Raw genomic sequence first — 26,632 nt, 5'->3', positions numbered from 1 at the left:
CGAATCGGGGGTAACGGCGAGGAGTAGCGCTGATCGGTCATAGTAGTCGAGTTGCCTGCCTTGTGCAACGAATTAGCCAGTTGATGGAGTGGGTTGCACAAGGTGGACTCTGCTTCTGGATGGTTCTCCGTGGGTCAAGGGCGGGTTTACTGGGTGTTTTCGGCGGGCACGAGGTCTTGGTGACGAAATGCGAGAGGGAGTGTCTCGCCGGTCTCGAGTTCTTCGAGTCTGTAGGAGTAGGCATCCGTTGGACGATCGGTGTGGCTGTCGAGATCGTCGGCCAATACGTCGACGACTTCACAAACCGTGCCGTGGGAGTGGGCATCCGGGTCAGCTGGATCGAGGTAGATTTGGACCGTCTCGCCTGGGGCGTAGGGGTCCGGTGCTGGTTGAGGGATATCTTCCACTACTATGGGGTGGTTCGATGTGGCGTATCAGTCTATCGCTGGGTATAGTGGATCTGATTGGGGAGGTGCCTCCGACCGCTTCCCGGCGGTTCGTCGTCAGTGCAGTAGCTGGGTTAGTTTCTGATCGTCGAGGTCCCAGTGGTGAGCAATATCGCAGAGCAAGGCATCGATTGTATCACACTCGTAGCACCGGCAGTCCTCGTGTATTGTGGCGGTGAGTGCGCGGGCGATCAGTTGCCAGTCTTCGAACAGCTATTCGTCGGGGGTTCCGGCGGGCATACGCCTGGGTGGGTCCGTCTTCTGGGATACACTCTCGGAGGGTCTGGGGTGGTAGTCGAACGTGGGCAGTAATCGAGTGGGAGTACGCGTGGAAATCGGCCCCTGGGGCCAAGGGCCGACAGCAATCTCTGTCGACGGCAGGTGGTCCGTCGACAATCGTGGTACAGGGTGGCGCGATTTAACTCCATTGTTCCTTTTCAGTTGTACCTTGTGCAACGGCGTAGTTTTAGCACCGACGTTGCACAAGGCGAGTCGCTTCTAGAATGAGGAGACCCGTTTGTTCTCAATAGAGGATCCGTTCCGTACCAACGGCCAACACTATGTGTAGCTCGATACTGTTGGTAGTACGCCTTCTCGACAGTCCGGAGATCGAACTCGCCCGGGTTTCGGTTACGGAGTTCAGTGAGGAGTCGCGGGTAGTCAGAAGGTCGAGGGCTCGGTCGTTACCAAAGAGAGCTGCAATTCGAAGTGCGCCGCGACTCGGTTCAATTCCATACTTTCTCTCGTACTTCTGGCAGCTACAGAGTCCGGATACGCACCCAGTCTACTATACTTCGATGCGGCGGGCACTGTCGGACTTAGCGATCTGGGAGCCAGCAGAGGATCTTGCAGAGATGTACCTTCAGTTTCGCGCGCTGAACGAACGGATGCGCGACATCCTTACTGAGTATACCGGCGAGGATATCCATCTCTGGGATATCGAACATGTCTTTTACTACTGGCAACACCGCGAAGAGGCGGAGGTAGAGGCGAATCCGGAGCCAGAGCCAGAGACGGTAGCTGTAGCCGAACCAGCCGAGACACTGCCGAGTAGTTATATCCCGCCGATTGTCTCGATCCTCTCCGACTTGGCGAGACGAACGGACCAGATGAGAGCGCTGGCAGAGCGAAATGGGACGTCCGTTGAGTCCTTGTTCGAGAATCGGCTTGCAGTGTCAGATGAATGGGAGGACGCCGCAAGTTAACCCCCCGCGGGTCGTTTAACATTCCGTCAGCCATTGGACCTTGGCGTCCGACTACCCATTCTCCAATGGAGCGAAGAGACACCGGAGGATACCGGTTGCAACACGTTCACCCCCCAGGTTGACACCGCGAACGATCGCCCATCGAGTATATCTTCGGTCACGGGGGGCGAATCCCTGTCGAGTCGTCGGCGCAGTCGGCTTTCTCTTGGTGATCGTCGTCTCGGTCTGGCAGCTGCCACACTTTCTCGTAGGGCCATTCAGTACTAACCGAATACCAATGATCCTACGATGGACACAGGGCTCCGTAGATTTCAAGAGGATGTATGGGTCATTGTCACATCACTCATGCAGTACCAATCATGGAGACGGTCTCCCAGAGAGGACCTCGAATATGATGCAGTCTATCGATTCGCCGAGACCGAAAGTCCGTTTGATACTAATAAACTGCTGTTAGATTTGAATCTCACTATTACAGGCGCTGAATGCATACGGGCGGAAGTTCTAATTCAAACAGGCAAGAACTTGATCCTCAATCCAGCCCGTGTATCGTTGGCTAATAGGAATACTGCACTATCTCTCGAATTATTCCCTTTGCAGGAGAGGGATTCACAGAATATAACAGTAAATGTGGTCGGAGAGCGTTTCGAGGAGCAACTACAGTTGACTATCCCTTCTGTTGAAGCGCTGCATCTCTGTCAGGATATCGTCCAAGGAAAGGAATTAGAACCAATAATTGAACAAGCAGAGGCACTGTACGATAAAACGCCAGTAGCGGTCTTCTATCGTATTCTCCGTGATGCAGCCATCTGTCTCAATTTTAAAGATTATCTTACCGTGCGAAACCGGCTTATGGGATATTCGGGACGGTTGAAACACGCCTTGGAGGGGAGCCGGCTTGACTCTTTTCGAAACATGATTACTGCCAACAGCAAGGGCAAACATCAGCAGCTCTGCACTGCATTTGAGCTGTGGGAAAGAGTATCCACTTACAATCAGTTCCCTAACTTAGCGGAGATCAAGAAACCAGAGGTGGTGATGCATTTTCTTGAATATCGTTATACGGAAAACCCAGAGGCGCTGTATCAAGAGAATAGGCGCAAGTACCTCGAACCTGTGATTTATGAGACAGAATTTCTTGAATGCTGCTCGGATATTCCGGAACCCTACTTCGCTGTCCATTTGGCCTCACTGGTGGAGCAGAGAGATCTAGCAACGGCACGAGTACTTATCGAGACATGGGTAGACGTTCCAGAGGGATTGGATTACAAGACTACGAAAGAGGGGTTACTCGATCGGGACCAATATGGTGATAAAGCAGATGGCTTCCGGCCACTCCTCGTTGAAGCAGCCGAGCAATCCGATCACGAATTTAAATTCATCTTAGTGAATTACCTGTATTGGCGGGGCAGAGACTACGAAGCAAGAAGTCAGTACATGGATCTGCAGCCACTGCTCTTTTCGAGCGCGCACGCCGTCGCTCAAATACTAGGTGGGCTGACCGAGATCGAAGAACGGGCCAACTATTATGCAAACCTGACGGAAGGCCATCTATTCAAATTTCACAATCCGTCACGGGCTGCGAGTCAATATCGGCGAGCGATCGATATTGCTCAACGACAGGATTCTGCATGGATCGGATCCCGATACAATTATCTGATCCCTCCTGTCCGGCATAAAACAGAGGCCGATGTCACTATCTACAAGCAACAGGAGAAGTTCGAAGAGGGAGTCGATATCCTCAAAAAACGTATTGACCTCCTGACGGACTTAAAGAATATCAACCCGGACCAGCAAGAATACGCGTTGAACTTGTTACGAGGTTGGCAGGCAGAACTGGAGGCACATCACCTGTTAAAGTCACAAGAACTGGGCGACGTGGTAGCAGAGACAAAGCAGAAGTTCGGCGAGGCAAACGGGTATTTTGACAGCGTTGACCGTGATGACCTCCAAAATGGGGTACGTGGGCGTATTACTGAACTGGAAGCCGTTGAGGCCGAATTCCAGGGGGAGTTTGACGAAGCGGCCGATATTCATGAACAGTATGCCGACCAGTTCCCGCAGTCCAAGGGAAGCGGCTATCATACGCGAGCAGCTCTTACCTGTCGGGCGAGAGGGGCACTCCTCGCAGGCGATTATCGGCAGGCAGCCCAGAAGATCGAGGAGATCGAAACGCTCGCGTCCTTGGATAGAGATCAACGGATTCTTCGCATCCTAGCCGATACATCGACAGATTATCACGAGGGGCAGCTATCTGATCCGTCTGAAGTGTACCACGAGTTAGGAGGTGATGTTGCCCAGGACGAGCACATCTTAGACATTCCGAGTGATTATACAGCAGCTGTAACCCAAATCCTTGCTGCGCAGCGGCTCCGCGGATGGGAGGTTAAGGAAGAACTACTAGACAGACTGGTAAAACAATCTCTGAAAGACTCGTTGATCCCAGCGAGCATAGATGAGATTGATAGCGGCGAGCTAGAGGATCTCCTGCCGCTGCAAAAGGCGTCAATCGCGGATCGGTGGAAGAGGGAGCTGCCACTGAATGTCTACGATGGGTTAGTGAGAGTTGAGGAAGATGAAGGAAACACTGTTCGCTACGATAGCTTAGTCTGGGATCTAGCGGTGTATTGTCTAGATAGACAGCTTTCTGCCGTTGTAGAGTACCATGGTAAGAAGCAGTGGGGGGACGCTTGGAAAACGGAACTCTATGAACGACAAGGAATCGATAAACCAAGTTGGAAAGATCCCGCACTAGGAGACCTCTTAGGGTTCTTCAGGTTGGAACCCGGCCAACAGTTGGACTGTGCTGATAGAATTATCGAGCTAGATAAGGAGGAGATAATCCATGGTATCTCTATAAATAAGATCCGGAATGATATCGCTCATGGAAACACGTTGCGAGTTGCGGACTCGGAAACTGAATATGAACAGATCCGTGAAAAGCTGATTGAACTGCTGAAACTATTGTTCACTGTGACTCCAACGGCTGTCATTATAGATCGCTGGTTAGACGATGGATACTATCTCCGGTTGCTAAGAAAAGCACAGCCGGATCGTACAAAAATACAGTATACCGGCGAACTCCAAGAACAGGAGATCTATTATCTACCTCCTGACCTCGAGCCATCGGCAGAAGAACCTGAGTTAACTAGCAGCGAGATCGTACACTGTGAAGTACTGAAGGGACTTGACGACGTCATATCAAAAGTATAACACCGATGCCGCGATCACGCTTCCATTTTATCTTGACGGTGCTCCCGAATCGATCCGACGGGAGTTCGTCGATGTTTATCTCAAAAATCGGGGCCAACGCTACGATCACAAGGCCACGATTCACTTCCGAGACGATCGGTCGACGGACTACCTTGACGCGCTCGCAGCGCTGATCGCGGACGTGAGCGACGAGCAGGTGACGTGCTCGGATTGGAACGTCATCGTTTCTGCGGACGCTGCGCGGGCACTTGAAGCCTGAATAGCGGTATTGACTTTCGACCTTCGTCCGATACTGAAGCGCGAGAGCGCCGGTTTACTGGTGAATAGTTCGAATCTCGTCTCCGCTTCACAAACCAAACTGTCAAGGTTCTAGCCGCACGTAAAATCAGACCTAGGTTACGACTGATAGATATCCAGTTCAGTCGTCTTCCGATAGAAATGGGAAGTCAGAGAGGTCAAGTCCTATTTCCTCAATCTCTCCGTTTATTAGGTAATGAAACGCTTCAACGGTATTCTTGCCGCTTTCTGTGGCTTTGACGAACTGATGGCGACCTCGCTCTTGAATAGTAATGTATTCTTGTTCCAATAGAGGCTTTATGATCTGAGACTGGAGTCGGCGATACTTCCCACGGACCTCATCTTTCACGCCTGATGCGTCATAATACGCTACGAATGGGAGCTCTATGTTCTCTCCGTGTTCAATCAGCCGTTTTTTGGCAACAGGTCCTTCGTCAACAATGTATTCAAGACATGAAATTTGCTGAGGTTCAGGGGGTTGGATCGGATATTTCGATAACTCATAGACCTCTCCAACGTTTCCTGCTACCGGCTCCTTAGTACCACCAGCATAGTCTTTTGCTGAAACATAGTACGGACGTGCCCCGGTTGCCATACAGGCGATCATCCCACCGATAGCAGTAACTTTGCTTCCAGATGCGAGGTTCACGTGCACGTTATGATCCTCAAATGCTGTTGCAATTTCCGCGATTGTGCCAAGTGACTCATAAAGATCGAATAGATCGCATGGGACAGTTGCGACTCCGATTCCCCTCTCCTTCAGATCCTCCCGGATATCATCGTGATATTCCGGCGCAACGATATCGTCGTCCTCTTTCGCGGCATCCGTCTGCTGATAATCTAAGAGAATCACAAAATCGGCTTGTTGCTGATCAGCCGCCTCCACGATACGATCATACTCGTAGCCAAGCGGCATGAGGTGCAACCGTTGCTCAACATCCATGCTTACTTCCCCTCACTGCTATCTATTTACGATTGTGCTGTTTGTTACGTCACTATCGATAGCTACGTCATTGACAGCATAATGACTATAATGCAACGACCCCAATTAGCAGGTGCTAACAGATGACTGCCCTCGAGATCACGACCGACTCATTTGCGGACGATATCCTTCTCCCTCATCGCACCCTCCGAATTGGAGAGAAATCGGTTCGCACTCCCACAAAGGCGATTCCTATTCGAAAGACGCGTGAACAAGTTAGCGAAACAAGTCGCGGGATCAACGAACTTTATCGGGAAGTTGACAGCCGCTTGCTAGAGCAAGAGAGGACTGGAGCGAGTTCAGCTATCAATCGGCACTTACAGAGAGGTCTTAACAAGGCGAATTCGGGAGTTGTGACCTTCGTGCCCATCCTCGAAATGATGCCAGTTTCCCTCGGAGGCTACTATGGCGATCAATGAGGACACGCTCGAAAGCTGGACTGACCCGAAACGAGCCGCTCTCCAGTCAGCACAGGACACCCACACGAAGATTCGGAACGCACTCAATGACAGCGACACGCTCGACAACGTCGAGTTCCACGACTTCCTCCAAGGGTCGTACGCGAACAACACGATCATCCGCGATTCGAGCGACGTCGATATCATCGTTCGGCTCGACGAGTTCCAGTACTTCAACCTCCACGACCTTGATCCGGAAGACCAGGAGGACGTGGACGTCAAAGAGTACGATTATGACTACAACGAATTTCGGGACGATGTATCAAGCGTTCTGCAGGATACGTACCCCGAGGGGACGTTTGACCCGTCCGGGAACGCTATCGAGGTTTCGGCACCTGGCCTCCCACTTGACGCTGACGTGCTGGTGTGTGTCCAACACAAACATTACTACAACTATCCCCAAGGTTACGACGGAATCATCTTCTGGCCAACTGACTCGATTTCTTCGGTCATAAATTATCCGACACTCCATCGGGACCACGGGTCGGACAAACAGGACGACACCGACGATTTGTATAAAGAGACCGTGCGGATGTTCAAAAACGCCCGCAAGGAGATCGTCGCAGATGGGTACATCACAGACGACATCGTGGCGTCCTACTTTATCGAGTGTCTCCTGTACAACGTCCCGCCGGGCCGGTACGTAGACGACCTGCAGGAACGATACGTCAAGATCGTTAATTATCTGAAAGATACAGACTTCTCCGGGTGGAAGTGTCAGAATGGCGTGACCGACCTTTTCGGGAGTGGTCGCACGAAATGGGACACCTGGCACGCTAAACTGTTTGTCGATGCCTTGGAAACGTACTGGGAGAACGCCAGCACCAATAGTATGAATGCACGTCTATTCCAGCGATAACGAGTTCCGCTCGACTTTTCTGGCGATCCTGGGCGTTGTCGCGTTCGTCGTCGTGGTCGCCCTGAACGCTTACGTCTTCCCGTGGCTCTACCAGCAAATACCGTTCGAGATTCCACCGCTGGTAGTTCCTGGCTTGGCCTTTGGGGTCGTATTTGGTCTGTTCCGTCGCGTGTTCGACCAACATCTCTGGAAGAAGCCCTGGATGCCAGACTTCATTGTCGCCGTTCCCGATCTCACCGGTCACTGGGAGGGCGAAATCAGGACCAGCTACGAGAGCGAAATCCCGGACGACTACCTTGCCGATGGCGGCTACCAGCCGATGATTGCTACTCTGAACATCAAGCAGACGTGGAGCAAAATCATCATCCACTTCGAAACAGAGCGCTCCCCATCGGTCAGCACAGGAGCCCACTTCCAGACCGAGGGGATACTCCATCCAAAGCTCTCCTACCTGTTCGAGAACGAGGGTGCAGACGTTGACGAGCAGGCGGATGATGAAGGACCATACGACGGGACGACACGGTTCACGTATCGGGAGTCGGACGACCGACTCGTGGGCTATTACTACACCGGGCCAGCCCGTGCCTCGGAGCAGGACGGTGGCCAAAAGACGACATATGGGGCGGCGGAATTCACTCGCGTGAGCGACGAGCCCCAGAAATAGTGTTAATACACTACTTGGCTTGGAACTTGCGGCTGGTGGTTTTCTCAGGAGACGGCATCGACGAGTTTCGCGAGATTGGTGATTTGCTGATCAAACACATTATGGGATGTATGTCGAGTGCAGCTTACTAGACTGATTTCAGCTACCTTCGTCAGATTGCATCCCGAACTGTCGCGACGTTTTTGGAAGAGGACTACCGAGAGAAGCTTCCAGCTGATCGACCGCATCCGTGGGACCCACCGGAACAGGAGGGGATCAGGACTGAGCTCCTTCGCTATGACTCGAATCGGTCATTGTTCTCCGAGATCGAGCATGGGGATTTTATCCGGGGCTTGATTCAGATGTTCTTGGGCCACCAGTCGCCAAAAGGGGTACCCCCCGATCGCGGTCGTACGCTGTAAGTCAGTGTGCAGACGATGGTCTCGATCGGTGTGCGGTAATCGAGCCCATTCCTTGTGACATCGCCTGTCCTTCGAGGGCGATCCGCTGCACAAAGAGATTGATCTGAGGCGAATCAGTTTTCCTGTGTTAGTGAGAATATAGGAGTAGAGCAGTGTTCTATATGTTGCAAATAGGCATTTTCGGGATAGGATTACTTGAGCTAGGAATTGGTATCATTGGTACAGTATTCGGCTACATCATCGGAGTGATAAAACCAGTGATGAAAGATGAATATCAAACCGACAGAAAATGGTGTCGACGTTTGCATGAGAGATATGAAGAACTTGATGAAGCTCTTGAAGAACTCAACATGTATGAGGAGGAAGAAGAATCATCGCCAATATTAGATGATATTTTCCAATGTGTTGACGAACTTGAGGAACACATAGAAGGAGAGTATCCTAACTACCGGCGAGAAGAACGACAGCGAGCAAGAGAGATAGTTACCGACGGGAGAGATATAGTTGCTCATCTGCATTTTACGGAACCTGAACAACATAAAAGAGAGAAAGAAATAGAATTGCGAGAACAGGCTGAGAAGACCAATGAGAATGCACGGAACCTGAGGAAAAAGATCGAATCTACGGACGAAGACCTCTCATATGGAGCTGTCTATTACGCGCAAGAAGTCCTAACTGGAAGACGGGCTCTATAACCACTAGCAGAAAAGAGAAGACGGATTAAAACGAGATGTACGAAAGATGCGAGTAGTCACTAGGAGTTCCTGACGAGAGTTCATATTGGATGATGGGACTACTCCCGCTATGCCTCCAGTGACTCTCGACGAATGACTGTCTATAGACTGGTTGCTAATTGCACGGCTCCTTAAGGACTGTTGCTGCTATGAGTGCGAGACAAGCAATGCGTTCCTCAGAGGCAACGCGCACTACTAGTATCTCAACGAATCAGAACCTCGGCGCCTTGTAGGTAAAGATTATCAGACTGACCCCCGATACTGGGATCATCCATATCGGGTACGAGTAGAATTATATTGGTATCTTCTTTGGAATTGGAGTAAGTGACGCGTTATCAGCGGTAATCAATCTCTCTTGAGCCGTACCTCAGTAGGAAGACTTAGCAAAGATTCATTGGTTGGACTTCGCCTGTATTAGCCATGGCTCACAAGTCGATGAGTATTCGTGAGGCTGTTGATGATCTCAACGAATCTATCTTTCTTCCGGCGATCCAGCGTGAATTCGTCTGGGATACAGAGCAGATTATCAAGCTGTTTGATTCGGTACTCAGAGACTATCCGATAGGATCGTTCCTCCTTTGGCGGGTTAAAGACGAAACAGCTGACGATCAGATAAAGTACAAATTCATTAGAAATTACATCAACGATAGCGTCTACCCGGACGACCCGAACTTCAAGCATGTTGATTACCACAACCCGAAGGTTCCTACGACAGAAAAACTTCCAGAGACTCAGAAGCTAGTTCTCGACGGTCAGCAACGCCTCACTGCATTCTATATTGGACTGAAAGGCACATATGCTGAGAAGAAAAAATACGCTCAACGGCGGAATGCCAGCGCGTGGAGTAACAAACAGCTCTATTTTAACCTGTTTTTGGATCCTGATGAGGAACTGGATGACGAGATGGGGTTGAAGTACGAGTTCGATTTCAAGCGCCAACAACCGGAGCCAACTGACAATACATACTGGTTCCCTGTTGGTGATATCCTCGAGCTGGATCCTGAGGAAGACGTCCGGGAGCTCATCAACGAACTCGACCTCAAAGACTTCGGGAAAGACAAATGGTGGGTTGCGAGTGAGAACCTCCGCACGCTGCACAACTCTATTACCGATAGTGCAAGTCTCCAGTACCACGAAGAGACGACGAAAAATCACGAGCGGGTTCTTGATATCTTCATTCGGACGAACGATGGCGGAACGCCGCTAAGCAAGTCTGAAATCTTGCTTTCGATGGCGACAGCACGGTGGACGGAAGGTGAAGACGGGATAGATGCTCGCGAGCAGATCACGGATTTCGTGGATTCACTGAACGAACGCCACGAGGACAAGAACTTCCGATTTGGGATTGACTTCGTTCTAAAGTCGCTTCTCGTTCTCTCTGATCTTGATCCGCAGTATCGGATCGCGAACTTCACTAACCACAATCTTGGTGTGATGAAGGATACGTGGCTATCGGGGAGATACAAGGATGCAATTGAGAGTGCTCTTGATCTTGTTGTGGAGTTCGGTCTTAGCAGACGGAGTCTGACCAGCTATAACGCACTCATCCCGATTGCGTACTATCTCTATTATCAGAACCCGGACCTCAGCTGGGATTCGCAACACGGAATGGAGATACGACGCCGTATCCACTACTGGCTAACATCCGCGCTACTCAATGGGACGTTCAATTCCCGCCCAGACGAAGTACTGGCAGATGCCAGAATAGCTATTCAAGAATCGGATGGCAGCTTCCCGCTTGAGGAGATTCATCGCCGGATGCGTGGTCGAGGGAAAGTCGTTGGGTTCAGCGAAGAAGTTGTGGATTCGTTGCTTGAGGACACGACCTATCGGTCCCAGAAGTCGTTCCTATTGCTTTCGTTGATCTATTTCCCGAGTGCCGTGCGGAAAGGGGTGGACTACCATCGAGACCATATTTTCCCGCAAAAGGAGCTTGAAGCTGATGTGCTCGTTGAAGAGTATGGCTTTGAGCGTTCTGTGGCTAAACAGTACGAGAACAGCCGTCATTCTATCTCGAATCTGCAGCTAATTACGGAAGGAGAGAATGCGGGTAAGCAGGACAAATCCTTCGGAGAGTGGCTCTCTAGTCGAAACGAGGAATACTACGACCGGCACCTCATTCCAAGCGATCCGGATCTCCATATAATTGAGAACTACTTTGACTTCCTTGACAAGCGGGAACAACTTATTCGCGAGCACATCAAAGAGACATTCAGCGAGTTTGCTTAGTCAGAGTTGTACGGTGATATTGGTAGATTCAATTGGGTGTGCTGAGTATGATCTCTTGGCTATCCACCTTGTTCAACAAATCATCTCTTGGACGTAGATGTTGCATAAGGGAGACACTCCTCTAGAAGTAGGGGACTATACACAGTTAGTGGCAAATATCTAATATTCTGAATATAGTCTAAGAAAAGACTATATACATCGGTTGAAAGGATATCCAGTAGTACTGATGGCCCGCAAGCAAGTCAGCCAGAATACCGGGCACTCCGGTCGCGTTAATCTCTCCGGATCCGAACTCAGCGAGCTCGGAATCGAAATTGGCGACACAATCGAGATCGATGTCGCTGAGACCAAAGAGATCGCACACGCACTCATCAACAGCAAAGACTCCGACCAGTTTCTCATCGTCACTCCAGTTTAACTACCATGCAGACAGCACTCAGCTACCGAACGAATCGTGACCTCTTTTCTAACTACTATCTTGATGAGCACCTCCCCGAAACCGAAGAATGGGACGAGATCAGCGAAGACGAGCTCCTCGAGGCGTACGAGGAGATCAACGAGCTCTGGGAACGCGAGAAGAGTACAGCACCCAAACGCAACGAATCCCAGCTTGAAGAGAAGTTCATCCGGCCGATGTTCCGGAAGCTGGGTATTCCATTCGAGGTCGAAGAGAGTACCAGCCGAACCCAGCGCCGACCCGATTACGGCTTCTTCGAATCGGAGGAAGCGGCCCGCGGCGCGTTCGAACGTCGTGAAGAGGGTGGCGACTTCTACAAGAACGCCGTCGCCGTTGCAGACGCAAAACGATGGGGGCGGCCGCTCGATACCCGTGGAAGTGGTGAGCACGAACGTGACTTCGAGAACCCGAGCTACCAGATTCACGTCTACCTACAGGAAGTCGATGACGCGCAGTGGGCTGTACTCACCGATGGACAGAAATGGCGACTATACTACGGCCCTACGAGTCATCGATTGGACTCCTATTATGAGATCGATCTTCCGACCGTCCTTGAAAAGGGCGATCTCGAGGACTTCAAGTATTTCTACCTGTTTTTCCGCCACGAAGCGTTTCTCGAGGACGCAAGCGGTGATAGTTTCCTTGACGACGTCTACGGGGAGAGCAACGTATTCGCACAGGAATTAGGGGAGGACCTTCAGGACAACATCTACGAGGCGATCAAGGTCCTCTCCGAAGGCTTCCTCCAGTATCCGGAGAATGACCTCGACGAAGACGATCTCGATCAGATACACGATAGTTCGCTCATCTATCTGTATCGGCTTATCTTCGTCCTGTATGCCGAGAGTGAAGGACGTGACCTGCTCAATACGGACAACGAGATCTACGAGCAGTCATACAGCCTGAACTCGCTCAAACAGGAAATCGCCGAGGAACTCGATAGCGCGGATCCAAAGTATCGAAATTGGCAGGATAACCTCTGGTCCCGCTTGGAGGAGCTGTTCAAGCTTATCGATCAGGGTAGTCGGTCCCGGGGTATTCCAGAGGAAGACCTCTATATTCCAGCCTACAACGGTGGGCTATTCCGTACAGATCCGGATACGAACGACAGCCAAGAAGCGCGCTTTCTCGCTAACCACGAGGTCGGTAATGCGTATCTCGCCCGCGTGATCGAATTGCTCACTCGTAGTCAGAGCGAGGGTGGAAAGATATTCGTCGATTACTCATCGCTCGACGTGCGCCATCTTGGGAGTATCTACGAAGGTCTACTCGAGTATCAACTCAATGTAGCCGATGAACCGTTAGCGCTCAATGATGGCGAGTACGTAATTCCCGATGAAGGCGATGAGATCATCGTGGAAACAGGAGAGGTCTATCTTACAACAGGCTCTGGTGAGCGGAAAGCTACTGGATCCTACTACACACCGGAATACGTCGTCGAGTATATCGTTGACAATACCCTTGGACCATTAGTCGGCGACATTCGTAAGGATCTCGTTGGACAGAGTGCGCGTGGTGTACTTTTTCTGGGAGATCGGAGAGCGTCAGCCCAGTCTCGTCTGTTGTCTCGAGATCAGTCGTGAGCTCGTGACCGGACTCTGTGAGCGAGATCTCCTTAGCAGGAACGACCGTCCCAGTGGCCTCCGGTTGATAGGTTGAGACGAGTCCCTGTGGCTCCAAATATTCAGTAATCCGATAAAGGATAATCCGATTCTCGCTAAGGTCGGTTGCCTCCCGGACCTCCGTTGTGGTGAGTGCTGTCTCGGCGTCGGCAAGCGCGCGAAGGATCTCGATTGATTTCCAGTCAAGCGAGTCAGCGGCAGTGCTCATATCGAATTATACTAGAACCAGACAGATATATCTTCTTCAAGAATGTTCTCGAAGAAGAGTTCTTGGAGAAGAGTCTCGTAAGGATATTTCTTCGAATATTTCTCGGCGTTTCTCGGGCAGTAAAGCGGCGCGTTAGCTAAGAGTAGGGAAAGGTACCCAGTAGGTCGAAACGAAGGATACCCCAGGGGCTGGTGCACAAGCGGGCCAACAGACCCTTAGAAAACATAGATGAATCAGTGAAGAGAGATCCCTGGGAGTCCACCTCGAGACAGCAATGCTGGGAGTCAGACCAAGCTCAAACAAGGGAGAGTCCCGAGAGCGAGAGCATCAACACAAGAGCAGACCTCATAGCGCTGAACTAGACAACGAGAGAAGACACCTAATCAATCAGAGAATAACTATGTGGCTCTGAGAAGGCGGTGAGACAGGGCCAATCCAGCACTGGTGAAGCGGGGAGCGATACAGCAGCAATGGGGAGTCGATCAGTGCAAGACAAAGGGATCTTCACCTCGAGAAAGGAGTGTCTCAAATAGTGTTGGAATAAGTAATTGTTCATCGGAAGCGCTGTGTTCTAATAGAGTAGTAGTAAATCTCGTTCACTACTCCAGATAGTCAATACTCCCACTGGTACAGAAGTATCCTTGAGAATAAGCGACCAGGAAGATAGCACGAGCTTCACATTGCGGACTAGGTGAGCGAGCACCGGTAGGGGTCCAAGAAGAGCGAAGCAAGTGTGGGGTCCCCACGAGCGAAGATAGAAGAACAGTGGGGGCGCCTCAAGGCACGATCTCTCAGTCGGTTGCAGCAGAGTCTGGGTATCCATCTGTCTTCGAAGCGGGGTACCTCATCAGCGAAGTAGGGACAAAGGATTACCAATAACCAACAGCGTTAGAGACACTATCTATACTCACAGTCGGATCGATGACTCTGTAGTCAGCGAAGCTGCTCAGAAGAAATCAGTATTGAGAGACCCATTGTCTCAGCTACCAGCACGAGACTGGACAAGATCATCAGCAAAAGCACCGACACTGTCACAGTACAGCTGGTCGACTCCCAAAGGAGAGTTCTATCAGTGGAATCGATCTATGGGGTGGGACTCCCAGTAAGCGATAGCCTCCTGACTCCCCATGCGAGCTGTGTGAGAACGACGGTGGCGGCGCTCAGATGCCGCTGGTGGTTTTCAACCGTTTCTGCTAAGAGGGTAGGTGACTTCTCGTAGTATTACTGAGACAGGTCCTACTCTGGCCGTTGGACATGCTGTGAGTATCCGGGGAGGTGAGAACAAGGCCTCTGACACTGAAGGGTGAGAGACAATCTACTGTCTGAGCAGTCTCTATTAATGAACTCCAGTAGTGTGTAGTCTAGCGTACTCTCTGTATTGATCGGCGACAACGAGCTGAAAAGAGTGGACCCCATGCGAGCTGTAGTGTGGGATCCCAGTCTGCTCTGAGTAATGTGGTCCCCCACTGCTATCGAAACACAATCGCTCATGAGTTTGAGCCCACCACGGAACCATTGTACGTGTCAGCTCCTCAGACGAAGGGTATCTCAGTACCTATTCAAAGCAAATTGCTGGCTAAGAGATCAGCTTGTTCAGACACACTGAGCTGTCGTTACTCAGACTATGGACTCGGAGCTTAGTCGCTCGGCGAGATCTACAATGGCCCAGCTACGACGTCGGATACTGACTGAGAAGATCGTTGACGTTGTCAGCCCGCTTGGAACCCCTACTCCAAGGACCGGTGGATTAGACAGTATGAAGCCCGGTTACCGGCTTACGGCCGGATCTGTTCGCGTGTGATTACTCTCAAAATTTCCCGGATGAGTCCATAATTAGTAGTAAAACTGTCATGAAGGTGATTATCGCAGAGAAAATAGTTCTACACCACTTGGGTGCGAACATTGTGAAAACCATTAGGACCATTCACTAGCCCGCCGAGCCCATAGTAAGAATCCGCCGAGTAGCAACCCGATTCCGATAACAGTTACCCATACTCGCGTGCCCGGCAGTAGGTCGTCAATCGTCCTATCCATCATCTGCTCGGTGGCACCAAGTGCGAGGAACTCACCCTCTACGCATCTACATTGTACTATACCCAACGCAATCGTCCTATCGTGGAACCGATCCACGAGGCCGTTGATGAGGGGTTTGCGGCTGTGAAGATTAAAATAGGATCTAGCCCAGACACAGACGTTAAGCGCGTTCGGACAGCACGAGAGATACTCGGCGATGATGCGCGTTTAATGGTAGATATGAATGGAAATTACCGACCTGACCAAGTACTCCGAACAGCAAAGGCTATTGAGGAGTACAAAATAACCTGGATCGAAGAGCCGGTTCCACCAGAGAACCACTCGGCTACCATGAACTCAAACAGAAAGTGGATATACCAATAGCAGCCGGTGAAGCACACTATGGCCGTTTTTCGTTCAAACGCTTAATTGATAACCGACTCGTCGACATTGTCCAGCCGAATCTCGCACGCTGCGGTGGACTCTCAGAAGCGCGGCGCATCGCTGATCTCGCTTCAACGGAGAATATCGCTGTTCGCCCCCACATCTGGAATAACGCAGTCGGACTTGCTGCTGCTGCTGTCCAGTTCGCTGCCAGTGTTAGCGATTATCCTCATACGCGTTACATCCCTGATCCAATATGATCAAGTTCGATCGGAGTCCAAATCCGCTGCGCGACGATCTGCTAGAGGCACCGTTTGATCCGAACGGCGGCCAGTTGACTGTTCCGCAGAAACCTGGGCTCGGAATCAGCGTAGACGAAGATGCTGTCAAGCAATACAGCAACAGTAGATAAATTTGAATGGTTGACAGATGTTTCATCGTGCTCAGGTTCTCTGAAGCCAGTATTTTAATAGTTGGTGTCCATTCGAATCAAGCATGAATGTACTAGTTACAGGTGCATACGGCCGTTGTGGAACGGCGCTAATTGATCATCTACACGATCGAGATGGATATAACTTCACCTACTACAATCGGTCAGATAGACCCGATAACCACCCTTACGGCGGTTACGACACTATTGTGGGCAATATCACTGATGCTGTAAAACTACAAGCAGCCTCCGAGAAGCAAGACGCTATGGTCCATATGGCTGCCTACCCCAGCCCTACTGGCGACTGGGGCGATATTTTTGAACCAAACATCATTGGGATGTATAACGCGCTGGAGGTTGCTCGGAAAGAGGAGATTAAATCAGTAGTCTTCCTGTCATCGAACCACGTCGTTGGCAAGTATGAGTCCGAACATGCACCTGATCTCTACGGCCGTGACTACAGTCTTGTTGTCGACCACCGAGACCCTGTCCGTCCAGATTCCTATTATGGCGTATCAAAAAGTTTTGGCGAGGATCTGGGACGTTATTACGTTGAGACATATGAATATCCTCAACGATTCTATTCGCTCCGGACTGGGACAGTCAATATGCCTAAGTATGACCATCCATATGGCGATGCTGAGTCAGCCGTTGACAATGATAACTTCGAACAGGGTAGTTCTGAATACGAACAAGAAGTCGCACGGATGAAATGCACTTGGCAGTCTCGTCGGGACTTCGCTCACCAAGTCGACTGCTGTCTCATTGATAGCAGCGTAGAGTACGGCGTATTCTTTGGCGTAAGCAATAATCGTCGCCGATGGTTCGATCTTGAACACGCTCGCTCTCAAATTAATTATGACCCACAGGACGACGGCGAGGAATGGGATGGACCGCCGTCGTAACTTCTTTGGTAATATTCCTGAGAACTAGACTGACTCGTCATTCGTATCATGTTGGTGGCCAATCTTATCGAAAATGATGACAACAGAGTCGAGTTTCACTCAAAATCTCATAGAACGGCTGAGTTTCTGATCAGTTGAGATACTACTTTAGAGAACATTACTTCGACATTAGCTTCAAAAGCGGCACTTTCGACGAGACAGTAGGCAACACAGTCATGGAATTTGATCACGCCAAACCGATCCGCCTGTGCGGCAGCTATTTCAGCGGCTTTCTCGCGAACGATTTCAGTCGCCTGTGAATGTCCCTCTGAGATCTACCGCGATGGAGCCTGCAAGTACCGCATTACAGTGGCAATTCGTGAGTCTATTCTCGACATACATAGAACTGAGGTACCCAAGTGTGCCAGTTACGATTTGACAACATCCGATATTGAGTGCTGCGGTATGGCCGGTAGTTTCGGCTATAAACACGAATACTACGATCTGAGGGTTATTGCTTTAAGAACTGCCGTGTCATGAACAGTTGAAGGCGCTACTCGAGCGCGGTCTAATGTCTATGGTACAGCTCATAGATCCAGTGCAATGATTCTAAGGGTTCCAATGCCAGTACGGTGTGCTGCCAAATTAACAAAAAATTAGACGAATGCGATGTTATTCTCCTATAGGATCCGACGCGGTGTTTAGTTTCCAAGCTGCTCGAGTTCAAACACGTATTCGCCCGACGTCACCTCAACAACGATATGCTCGTCAGTTCGGTTGATATTCTCGATGCCCGGACGCTCCGGCCGCGTTCTATTCCCTTTGTTCCAGATTGTCTTCCCGTTCTCACAGACGCGAACCGAATCGCTTCCATGGGTCGGAATCCGCACCGTCGCGGGTGTATTCGCGGGAATTGACGTCGACAGCTCTATTCCGTTGTCGGATCGACCCTCGCCGGGAGTTTCGGTCCGTTCCCATGAGACACAGACGTCGCCGTGTTCCGTCGGGACGATACCCGACGCCGAATCGAGTCCCGCCGGCGGCGGTGTGATCGAGAGCGCCGTCGCGCCGGGCGCCTCGATCGTGACACCGAGCAGCCCCTCCTGCATCATGACGTTGCTAACGGCGGCCCACGCATGCGAGAGGCTCCGGTTCCACTCGTCGGCTTCGAGTCCGTGCCAGCTCTCCCAGAGGAAGGTGCCGCCTTCGTCGAGAATCCTCGCCCAACCGTCGTGGCTCGGATCGGTCAGCACGTCGACCAGCGCGTCGTACCGGTCGTCCGCTAGGAGGGCGTACAGCAGCCACTGGATCGTCGCCGGCCCCATCTCGACCCCCCGGTCGACGACGTGATCGGCGACCGTCTCGACGTTCTCGGCGGGGACGATGTCCCACGCCAGGGCGAACGCGTTGGCATGCTGGGAGACCCGGTCGCTCTGTGAGCCGTCGTAGTGGAGGCCGTCGACGTACAGGCCGCCGTCCCGGACAAGGTGCTCGTTGATCGCTTCGGTCAGCGCTCCCTCTTTGGCCCGCATCTCGTCGACGTCGTCCGACCGTCCGAGAATCTCGGCGACCTGTGCGACTCGTCGGAAGACGGCCACGCCGTAGACGTTGACGGTCGTCATCGCGCCCGTCTCGCGGTCGTAGTCGTACCGCATCTCGTCCGGCCAGTCGACGATTCCGTACTCGTAGGGGAATCCTTCGCCACCGGAGAGGTCGACGACCAGTCCGTTCTCGTTGACGTGGTCATCCACGTACTCCGCGACGTTCCTGATCACGGGATACGACTCTTTGAGCAGTTCCTCGTCGCCTGTGATGTGGTAGTAGCGCCACACCCAGTCGACGAACTTCTGAGAGTAGTCCGGAATGTCGCGTGCCCCGTCGCCCGTCGGGTAGACGGCATTGAGCCGACCGTCCGACCAGAACCGCTCTTGCGAGTCAAAAAACTCGCGGAGGGCCTGTCGGGAAAGCTTTCGCTCCTCGAACGTCTGCATCGTCGCCCAGGAAATGTTGTAGGCGTCACCGAGGAACTGTCCCTTCTCGCGAGTTGGCGTATCGACGAACTGTTCCTGGGAGGCGTACTGCAGCGAACGGCGGGACAGCTCCCAGACGTCATTCAACATCTCGTTCGATGACTCGAATGTCGCCGCGTGCGTGTCCGGGACGTCGTTCCACCGGGCGAACGCTTGTACCTGGTCTTTCTCGAGCTCTTCGCCCGGGTCCTCGATCTGGAAGTACCGGTAGCCCAGATAGAGGAACGGCCGGAACACCTGTTCGCCGTCGCGCTGGGTGTACTCGTAGCGCATGTCCGTACTCTGGACGCCGCGCTCCGTGTCCACCTGCCCATCGTCAGTGAGGCGGTAGCCGGCGACCATCTCGACGTGGCGGCCCTCCTCTCCGTCCTCGAACCTGATCCGAGGGATTGCGGAGTACACCTTGCCGAAGTCGGCCACGTAGTCGCCGTTATCAAGGCGCGTCAACGTCTCGGGTTCTTCGATGAGTTCGCCGGTTACCTCCCGCTCCTGACTGATCAACCGCTCCCACGGCTCCGTCGGATGGGTGCCGAGAATCTCGGGGTCGTCCCAGTTGTCGTCATCGAAACCGGACTCCGCGTAGCCGCGCGGCAGATCGCGGCCGTCGATAACTTCGACGGGATCCTGCGAACTCCCCGCTCGAATGAGGTCGTCGCCGGTCGTCTGCCACGGACCGGCGCGTACCCGCCATGTGTCGTCCGTCGTTACGCGTTCAGTCGTTCCGTCCTCGTACTCAATCTCGAGTTGGACGATCAGGCCCGGTTCGCCGTGTGGTCGTCCCTGTCCGCCGCCGCTCCAGTTGTGGAGCACACCGATGGCGTTCTCACCGGCCACCAACTGATCGGTGACGTCGACCACCTTGTAGTACTGGCGGTCGGGGTAGTTGAACGAGGGGCCCATGTCGACCGCCTCGCCGTTGAGCCGCAGTTCGTACTGGTGGTACGCAGAAACGTAGGCCCGAACGCGGTCAATGGATGTCTCCTCAAGCTCGAACTCAGTCCTGAAGAAGTTGAACTCGAAGAGATCGTCATCATCGCGGGGTTTACGAATCCACTCGGCCTCCCAGTCGTCCTCGTCGAGGAGGCCCATCTCCCACCATGCCGGTTCACTCCAGTCGGATGCGTCGCCAGTTTGATCGACGATCTGGACGCTCCAGTAGTACCGCTCGCGTGAGTCGAGCGACGGCCCGCCGTAGCGGGCGTTCATCGACTTCGATTCAACGAGGCCCGAGTCCCAGACGTCGCCGGTGCCGTTGGTCAGTTCGTCCGGACTCGAGGCAACGAGGATGCGGTAGGCGGTCTGTGTCGTTCCTCGCTCTTGAGAATGAATGCGCCAGCTCAGGAAAGGGTCGGGGTTGTCGATTCCGAACGGATCGTGCGTATACTCGACGCGAAGGTCCACCGGTATCGGATCATCCCAATCCGTCGATTGAGGGACGTCACCGGTGGCACCGCCGAGTTGCCCCGCCACAATCGGCATGCCCGCGACTGCACCGGTGAATTTGAGGTAATCTCGTCGGTCAATGAAAGTGCGTTTGGCCGAAAGTTGAGAGGAAGACGGTTCGTCTGTCGATTTGGTCGTTTGTTTTTCGCTCATATTTATCTCTGATGCGCCGTTCGGTCGATCGCGCTATCTGTGGTCGAGTCAACCGTCGTGTTTCCTATTGCTTCGTTCTAGGTGCATGTGAGCAATCAACACGAAAGTAGATAAGTATTTCCCATATTCTCACCGAAGAATAGCGACCCATGGCCAGTAAAAAAGCGGATAGGCCACAAGTTAATCTGTGGAGACGAACGCGAACGTGGGTTCGGTAGTTATCGTGACGGATCGACATTCCGTAGTACCATGACCACCAGTGCTATCCTCGGTTTGCTGCTTCGGGAGTCCCGACCCTAAGGGTGGCGACATCCGGTCACACCGAATCGTTTCGGCTATGTGCTTCTTGATTTGACGCTCATCGATGCGAGACAGTAATCTGGCCATGGTAGTCCGTCCGGGAGCACCGGATGGATCACGTCTTCTCTGTCGTCTTCTGTTACAAATGTATGGTTGTAATTTTAGACAATCTTTGTTTGAGACTACCGTCCATCGGGTCGTTTCACTGAACTTCCGGTTACACCGGACGAAGATGAGCAATACGAGACGGTCTGAGCCCTTGGACTGGCGCTCAGTCCCGTATTCGAGATATCTGTCGTAGAATACGAAGAATAACTGTACGAAGGGAGCGGCAACGATTTTCGTTCGGTGGAAACGTACGGAGATCGGAGAACAAGCGGGGTCCGCTTTGTGCGGCGGTGTTGGCGGCAGGGCTCGAGTTCAGTTACCGAGGTGTTCGAGTTCGAACGCATACTCGCCGCTGGTGGTCTCGACCGCGACGCGGTTGCTCTCGCGGGAAATGTCCCCGATGCCGGGGTGATTCGGTCGGGTTCGGTTGCCGTTATTCCAGATCGTCTTCCCATCTTCGCGGATACGCACGCGCTCGCCAGATAGGGTCGGGATTTCAACCGTTGCGGTCGAGTTGCCTGGAATTGTCACCGCAAGGCGGAGACCGTCAGCTTCCCCGCGATCACCGGGTGTTTCGACTCGTTCCCAGCGTGAGGCGACCGTCCCGCGAACGGTCTCGGTCTCGGCTTCGACCCACTCGAGATCATCGACGATCGTCGGAGAGATTTCGATGTGCGCGAAGCCGGGTTCGCTGACGTCGATGCCGGCCAGAACACGATAGAACCACTCAGAGACCAGCGTCCACGGGCGGTGGTTCATTGAATTCATTCCCGAACCAACCTGGTCGTCGCTGTCCCAGTGTTCCCACATCGTCGTTGCGTCTTGGCGGACCATGTACACCCAGCCGGGTTGTTCCGGCTGACTGATCACGTTGTATGCGAGTTCCCCGTATCCGTGTTCGACGAGCGTGTAGATGAGCGGACGTGTCGCGATAAAGCCGGTCTGGAGTTTCCCGTCGTCCTCCTTGCGGATTTTCTCGACAAGTGTTTCGACTACGTCTTCCTCATACTGGTCGGGGACGATATCCTCCGACAGCGGGAGGACAAAGGTCGCCTGCGTTCCCGTCCCGTAACTGCTCGTCTCCCGGTCGAAGAACTCGTTGTTGAACGCCTCGGCGATCGCGTCGGCGCGCTCGCGGTAGGTTTGCGCGTCCTCGTCGTACCCGAGCGCGTCCGCAATCCGGGCGAAGCGATCCGTCGTCTCGTAGTGAGCGAAGGTACTGAACAACGATGGATCCGACTCCTGATCTTCGAACGAGAGCCAGTCGCCGAACTTCGTCATCTCCTCCGAGATTACGTGTTCTTCGGCTTGATCATGCCAGAAGTCGATGTAGTTGCGCATCCCTCCATAGTGCTCTTCGAGAAGTCGCTTATCGCCAGTATGGAGATACCCGTGCCAGGGGACGATCACGTACGTTTTCCCCCAGTTGGGATCGGCAACTTCCCAGAACGGATCGTCCTCGGCGTCCTCTCGATGCCGGGCGAACGGGATCGTGTTGGTCACGTGACCCTCCGAGCGCTGGTTGTCGTCGTGGTCTTGTATCCACTTCTCGTGGAATCGAACGGGATCGAAGTTGTAGAAGTCGGCACGAGCGTTCTGGTGGACGTCGCCGGTCCAGCCGAAGCGCTCGTCGCGCTGGGGACAGTCCGTCGGGATTCCATGCGCATTACCGCGCAGTCCCCAGACGGCGTTGTGCTGGACCTGGTTCAGATCCTCGTTCGAGCACGCGAACGAACCGGTCTCGCCGAAATCCGTGTGGACCACCTTTGCAGTCACGTCCTCTGCCGTTAGCTCGCCGGGGTAGCCCTCGACAGACGCGTACCGGAAGCCGTGATACGTGAATCGGGGCTCGTAGGTCTCGACGCCGTCGCCACGCGCAGTATAGACGTCCGTCACGTCGGCTTCCCGAAGGTCCTTCGTATTGAGCGTCCCCGTCTCGAGATCCCGGGTAAGCTCGTCGTCTTCGTCGAGCAAGACTTCGGCATGCTGGAGCGTTATCTCGTCACCGGCGTCTGTCTCACGGAGGGTTAGCTCGATCCACCCCGTCAGGTTCTGTCCGAAGTCGACGAGATAGGCGTCTCCACGCTCGACGATCGCCTCGGGACCGAACGTCTCGGTTACCCGTGTCGGCGGGAGACGCTGCGGACGAAGTTCGAAGTCATCGCTCGGCGGTTCGAGCAGATTGACGGTATCCCACTTCTCAACGAAACCGGGCTCGGTCCACCCGGATCGTTCCTCGCGCGCGTCATACGTCTCCCCGTCGTAGATATGATTCTCGACGATCGGACTCGGCGTCGTCGTCCACGACGTGTCCGTCGTAACGGTGGCCGTCGTCCCATCCGCGTACGTGACGTTCAGCTGTACCAGCGCCGCCGGCGGGCCGATCGCATCCCACTGGACGTAGTGGGCCGTATCGTCGGCATTAAGTCCGTACCAGCCGCGACCGAGCCAGAGCCCGAGCGCGTTCTCGCCTGCTTCGAGAGCATCTTCGAGATCGTACGTTGTGTAGAGCGTCCTCTCCTCGTACTCCGTCCACGCGGGATTCAGCTGCTCGTCACCGATCCGTTGGCCGTTAGCGTACAGCTCGCCGTATCCTAGCGTGACGACGTGTGCTCGGGCCGACTTGACCTCCTTCTCGAGGCCGAACTCGGTCCGCAACAGTGGCGAGGGGTCGGACACGTTTTCACCTTCGACGCGCAGTGTGCGGTCGCCGTCAACTGGTGCGCCGTCTTCGAACGCCTGACCGTCCTTGAAAGTACTGTCGGTATGGCTTCGCCAGCCAACCGTCTCCTCAGGTTCGGATTGCTCGAAGAAGTACGTCCCCGCTGGCAGGGGCTCGTCGAGTTCGAGAAAGTACCACAAGAAGTTCTCCGCAGCGTCCGGCGAGATCCGATCGCGGGCGAGTAACTCACCCTCAGGATCGCCCTCGTACAATGACACCGTGACCGCTGAGTCGGGAGCACTCCACGTGGGAAATTGCCCGCCGACGCGCACGAATTCGAAATCAACCTTGAACGACTGCCCGAGCGTGTCGACATCGTGGAGCGCTGCAGGGTAGTTCTGGTCGGCATTTTCTAGCACGTCCTGCTCCGGTGTCTCGGCGCCGATCCACTCGCCCTCCCAGTGCTCGTCGTCAGGAATCGCCGTTGTAAAGCGGGTTGGGTCGCTCCAGTCACTTCCCTGATTATTGTCCCAAACCCGAACGGTCCAGTAGTAGGTCGTATCGGACTCGAGTTGCTCACCGCCGTATTCGATCGCTGTCGACCGACTCGAGTTGACTCGCCCGCTGTCCCAGACCGTTCCGTCGTCAGGCAGCGCATCGGCGCCGGTTGCCACGCGGATCCGGTAGGCTGTCTGCTCGACATCCCGATGCCTCGGTAAGCGCCACGACAGTCTTGGCGGTCGATCCGCCGCTGGGAGGAGGTTCGTCGGTTCGTGTTCGTACTCCATGCGCAGGCCGATAGGGGCTGGCACCGCGCCCTCGTCCGGTCCGCTGGCGACAGCGTCTCCTTCGCTTCCCCGAACGCTCTTCGCGACGATCGGCACGCTGGCGATCGTGCCAGTGTACTTCAGGTACTCTCGTCGGTCGAGCCCGGGCGCTCGCTTCTGGGCACTCCGATCGGTAACCGCTCGTGATCGCTGTTCACTCCGTTGGGAATTGTCTGTGTCTGTCATTGACTAACACTTCGTGATGTAGTTCACGGTATGATAACTACTTATATAAAATTATTGTTTAGCAGTTTGTTCGAAAGGCATCGGGAGCAGAAGGGTGGATCGAGCCGAACCGGTCGCCCGGTTATCGGTCGACGGTACCGAGTTGCTCAAGTTCGAAGTCGTACTCGCCCGCACCGACTTCGAGGACAACCTTCTCGCCATCGCGGGAGATCGACTCGATACCGGGATGGGCTGGTCGCGTCTGGTTCCCGTTGTTCCAGATCGTTTTTCCATCCTCGCGGACGCGAACGGCATTACCGCCGAGGGTCGGGATCTCGACCGTCGCCGACGAATTACCGGGGATTGTCGCTTCGAGCGTCAGCCCGTCATTCTCACGACCGTTGCCGGGCGTCTCGACCCGTTCCCATCGCGAGGCGACCACGCCGCGGACCGTCTTCGTCTCGGCCTCGGCCCACTCGAGGTCGTCGACGACCGTGGGTGTGATCTCGACGTGCTCGAAGCCGGGTTCGCCGACATCGATCCCTGCCAGGATGCGGTAGAACCACTCCGAAATCAGCGTCCAGGGGCGATGGTTTAGCGAATTCATTCCGGAGCCGACTTGGTCGTCGCTGTCCCAGTGTTCCCACATCGTCGTCGCCCCCTGCTCGACCATGTACACCCAGCCCGGATATTCGGGCTGGCTCACGATGGAGTAGGCTAGTTCTGCGTAGCCGTAGTCGACTAGCGTGTAGATCAACGGCCGAGTACCGATGAAGCCGGTCTGGAGTTTCTCGTCGTCTTCGCTCCGGATTTTCTCGACGAACGTCTCAACGACGGCCGACTCGTGCTCGTCCGGGACGATCCCCTCGGAGAGCGGAAGGGCGTACGTCGTCTGCGTACCGGTTCCGTAGCTGTCCATCTCGGGATCGAAGAACTCGTCGTGGAACGCCTCGGCGATCGCGTCGGCGCGCTCGCGATACGCGGTCGCATCGTCGTCGTAGCCTAACACCGCTGCGATCCGTGCGAAGCGGTCGGTCGTCTCGTAGTGAGCGAAGGTCCCGAACAACGACGGATCGGAGCGCTGGTCCTCGACGGAGAGCCAGTCGCCGTAGTGGGCCATCTCCTCGGGGACGATGTGTGCGTCGGTGCTCTCGTGCCAGAAGTCGACGTAGTCCCGCATTCCCTCGTATCGGTCCGCGAGAAACCGTTCGTCACCCGTATGAAGATACATATGCCACGGAACGATCACCCGCGTTTTCGCCCAGTTCGGGTCCGGATTCGGCCCGCTGACGGCATGAGGGATCGCGTCGCTCTGGGTGCCGTCCTCGCGCTGATCGTCGTCGTGGTCGCGCATCCACTTCTCGTGGTACCGAAGTGCATCGAAGTTGTAGAAGTCGGCACGAGCGTTCTGGTGGACGTCGCCGGTCCAGCCGAAGCGCTCGTCGCGCTGGGGACAGTCCG

Annotated in this window: 13 protein-coding genes and 2 pseudogenes; 11 read left to right on the top strand and 4 right to left on the bottom strand. The window is 53.8% G+C overall.

The genetic code is table 11. From position 1 onward, the window contains the following. Positions 1-83: 83 nt before the first annotated feature. The 3 genes from WOA58_RS17985 to WOA58_RS17975 all read left to right on the top strand — a co-directional run bounded on the left by WOA58_RS17985 (position 84) and on the right by WOA58_RS17975 (position 4,861). Positions 84-455 (top strand): hypothetical protein, encoded by a 372-nt coding sequence (locus WOA58_RS17985; protein WP_340605677.1) that lies wholly within the window; start codon positions 84-86, stop codon positions 453-455. 788 nt (positions 456-1,243) lie between these two features. Continuing rightward, on the top strand, positions 1,244-1,651 hold the full coding sequence (locus WOA58_RS17980; RefSeq protein WP_340605676.1) for a hypothetical protein: 408 nt from the start codon (positions 1,244-1,246) through the stop codon (positions 1,649-1,651). A 288-nt stretch (positions 1,652-1,939) separates the two neighbouring features. Beyond that, positions 1,940-4,861, top strand: coding sequence for a hypothetical protein (locus WOA58_RS17975; protein WP_340605675.1), 2,922 nt, complete (start codon positions 1,940-1,942; stop codon positions 4,859-4,861). 418 nt (positions 4,862-5,279) lie between these two features. Here WOA58_RS17975 and WOA58_RS17970 read toward each other — a convergent pair whose 3' ends face one another. Then, positions 5,280-6,101, bottom strand: a complete 822-nt coding sequence (locus WOA58_RS17970) for an HFX_2341 family transcriptional regulator domain-containing protein (protein WP_340605674.1) — start codon at positions 6,099-6,101, stop codon at positions 5,280-5,282. A 444-nt stretch (positions 6,102-6,545) separates the two neighbouring features. On the opposite strand from WOA58_RS17970, the gene WOA58_RS17965 reads away from it, so the two are divergent. The 8 genes and pseudogenes from WOA58_RS17965 (at position 6,546) to WOA58_RS17925 (ending at position 17,504) form a co-directional block, all read left to right on the top strand. Further along, positions 6,546-7,457, top strand: coding sequence for a nucleotidyltransferase domain-containing protein (locus tag WOA58_RS17965; RefSeq protein ID WP_340605673.1), 912 nt, complete (start codon positions 6,546-6,548; stop codon positions 7,455-7,457). Further along, positions 7,435-8,121, top strand: a complete 687-nt coding sequence (locus WOA58_RS17960; protein WP_340605672.1) for a Cap15 family cyclic dinucleotide receptor domain-containing protein — start codon at positions 7,435-7,437, stop codon at positions 8,119-8,121. The genes WOA58_RS17965 and WOA58_RS17960 overlap by 23 nt, the downstream gene beginning before the upstream one ends. Before the next feature lie 562 nt (positions 8,122-8,683). Then, entirely contained in the window at positions 8,684-9,217 is a 534-nt protein-coding gene (locus WOA58_RS17955) for a hypothetical protein (RefSeq protein ID WP_340605671.1), read from the top strand. Positions 9,218-9,676: 459 nt separating this feature from the next. Then, a complete protein-coding gene (locus WOA58_RS17950) occupies positions 9,677-11,485 on the top strand; it encodes a DUF262 domain-containing protein (RefSeq protein ID WP_340605670.1) in 1,809 nt (602 codons plus the stop codon). 226 nt (positions 11,486-11,711) lie between these two features. Then, entirely contained in the window at positions 11,712-11,903 is a 192-nt protein-coding gene (locus tag WOA58_RS17945; protein ID WP_340605669.1) for a hypothetical protein, read from the top strand. 5 nt (positions 11,904-11,908) lie between these two features. After that, a pseudogene (locus tag WOA58_RS17940) lies at positions 11,909-13,459 on the top strand (class I SAM-dependent DNA methyltransferase); the annotation flags it as partial. A 2,335-nt stretch (positions 13,460-15,794) separates the two neighbouring features. Next, positions 15,795-16,581 (top strand): annotated as a pseudogene (locus tag WOA58_RS19145) (mandelate racemase/muconate lactonizing enzyme family protein); the annotation flags it as partial. Between the two features lie 83 nt (positions 16,582-16,664). Beyond that, positions 16,665-17,504, top strand: a complete 840-nt coding sequence (locus tag WOA58_RS17925; RefSeq protein WP_340605665.1) for an NAD-dependent epimerase/dehydratase family protein — start codon at positions 16,665-16,667, stop codon at positions 17,502-17,504. A gap of 680 nt (positions 17,505-18,184) precedes the next feature. Here WOA58_RS17925 and WOA58_RS17920 read toward each other — a convergent pair. The 3 genes from WOA58_RS17920 to WOA58_RS17910 form a co-directional block, all read right to left on the bottom strand. Continuing rightward, a complete protein-coding gene (locus WOA58_RS17920) occupies positions 18,185-21,109 on the bottom strand; it encodes a family 78 glycoside hydrolase catalytic domain (protein WP_340605664.1) in 2,925 nt (974 codons plus the stop codon). Positions 21,110-21,829: 720 nt separating this feature from the next. Continuing rightward, positions 21,830-25,192 (bottom strand): family 78 glycoside hydrolase catalytic domain, encoded by a 3,363-nt coding sequence (locus WOA58_RS17915; protein ID WP_340605663.1) that lies wholly within the window; start codon positions 25,190-25,192, stop codon positions 21,830-21,832. Between the two features lie 121 nt (positions 25,193-25,313). Continuing rightward, positions 25,314-26,632, bottom strand: a 1,319-nt coding sequence (locus WOA58_RS17910) for an alpha-L-rhamnosidase-related protein (protein WP_340605662.1), incomplete at its 5' end; no start/stop codon positions are given.

It is taken from the genome of Halalkalicoccus tibetensis (assembly GCF_037996645.1).
Taxonomy (GTDB): Archaea; Halobacteriota; Halobacteria; order Halobacteriales; family Halalkalicoccaceae; genus Halalkalicoccus; species Halalkalicoccus tibetensis.
The sequence above is the reverse complement of the archived record's forward strand: the minus strand, read 5'-3'. Positions and strand labels throughout refer to the sequence as shown.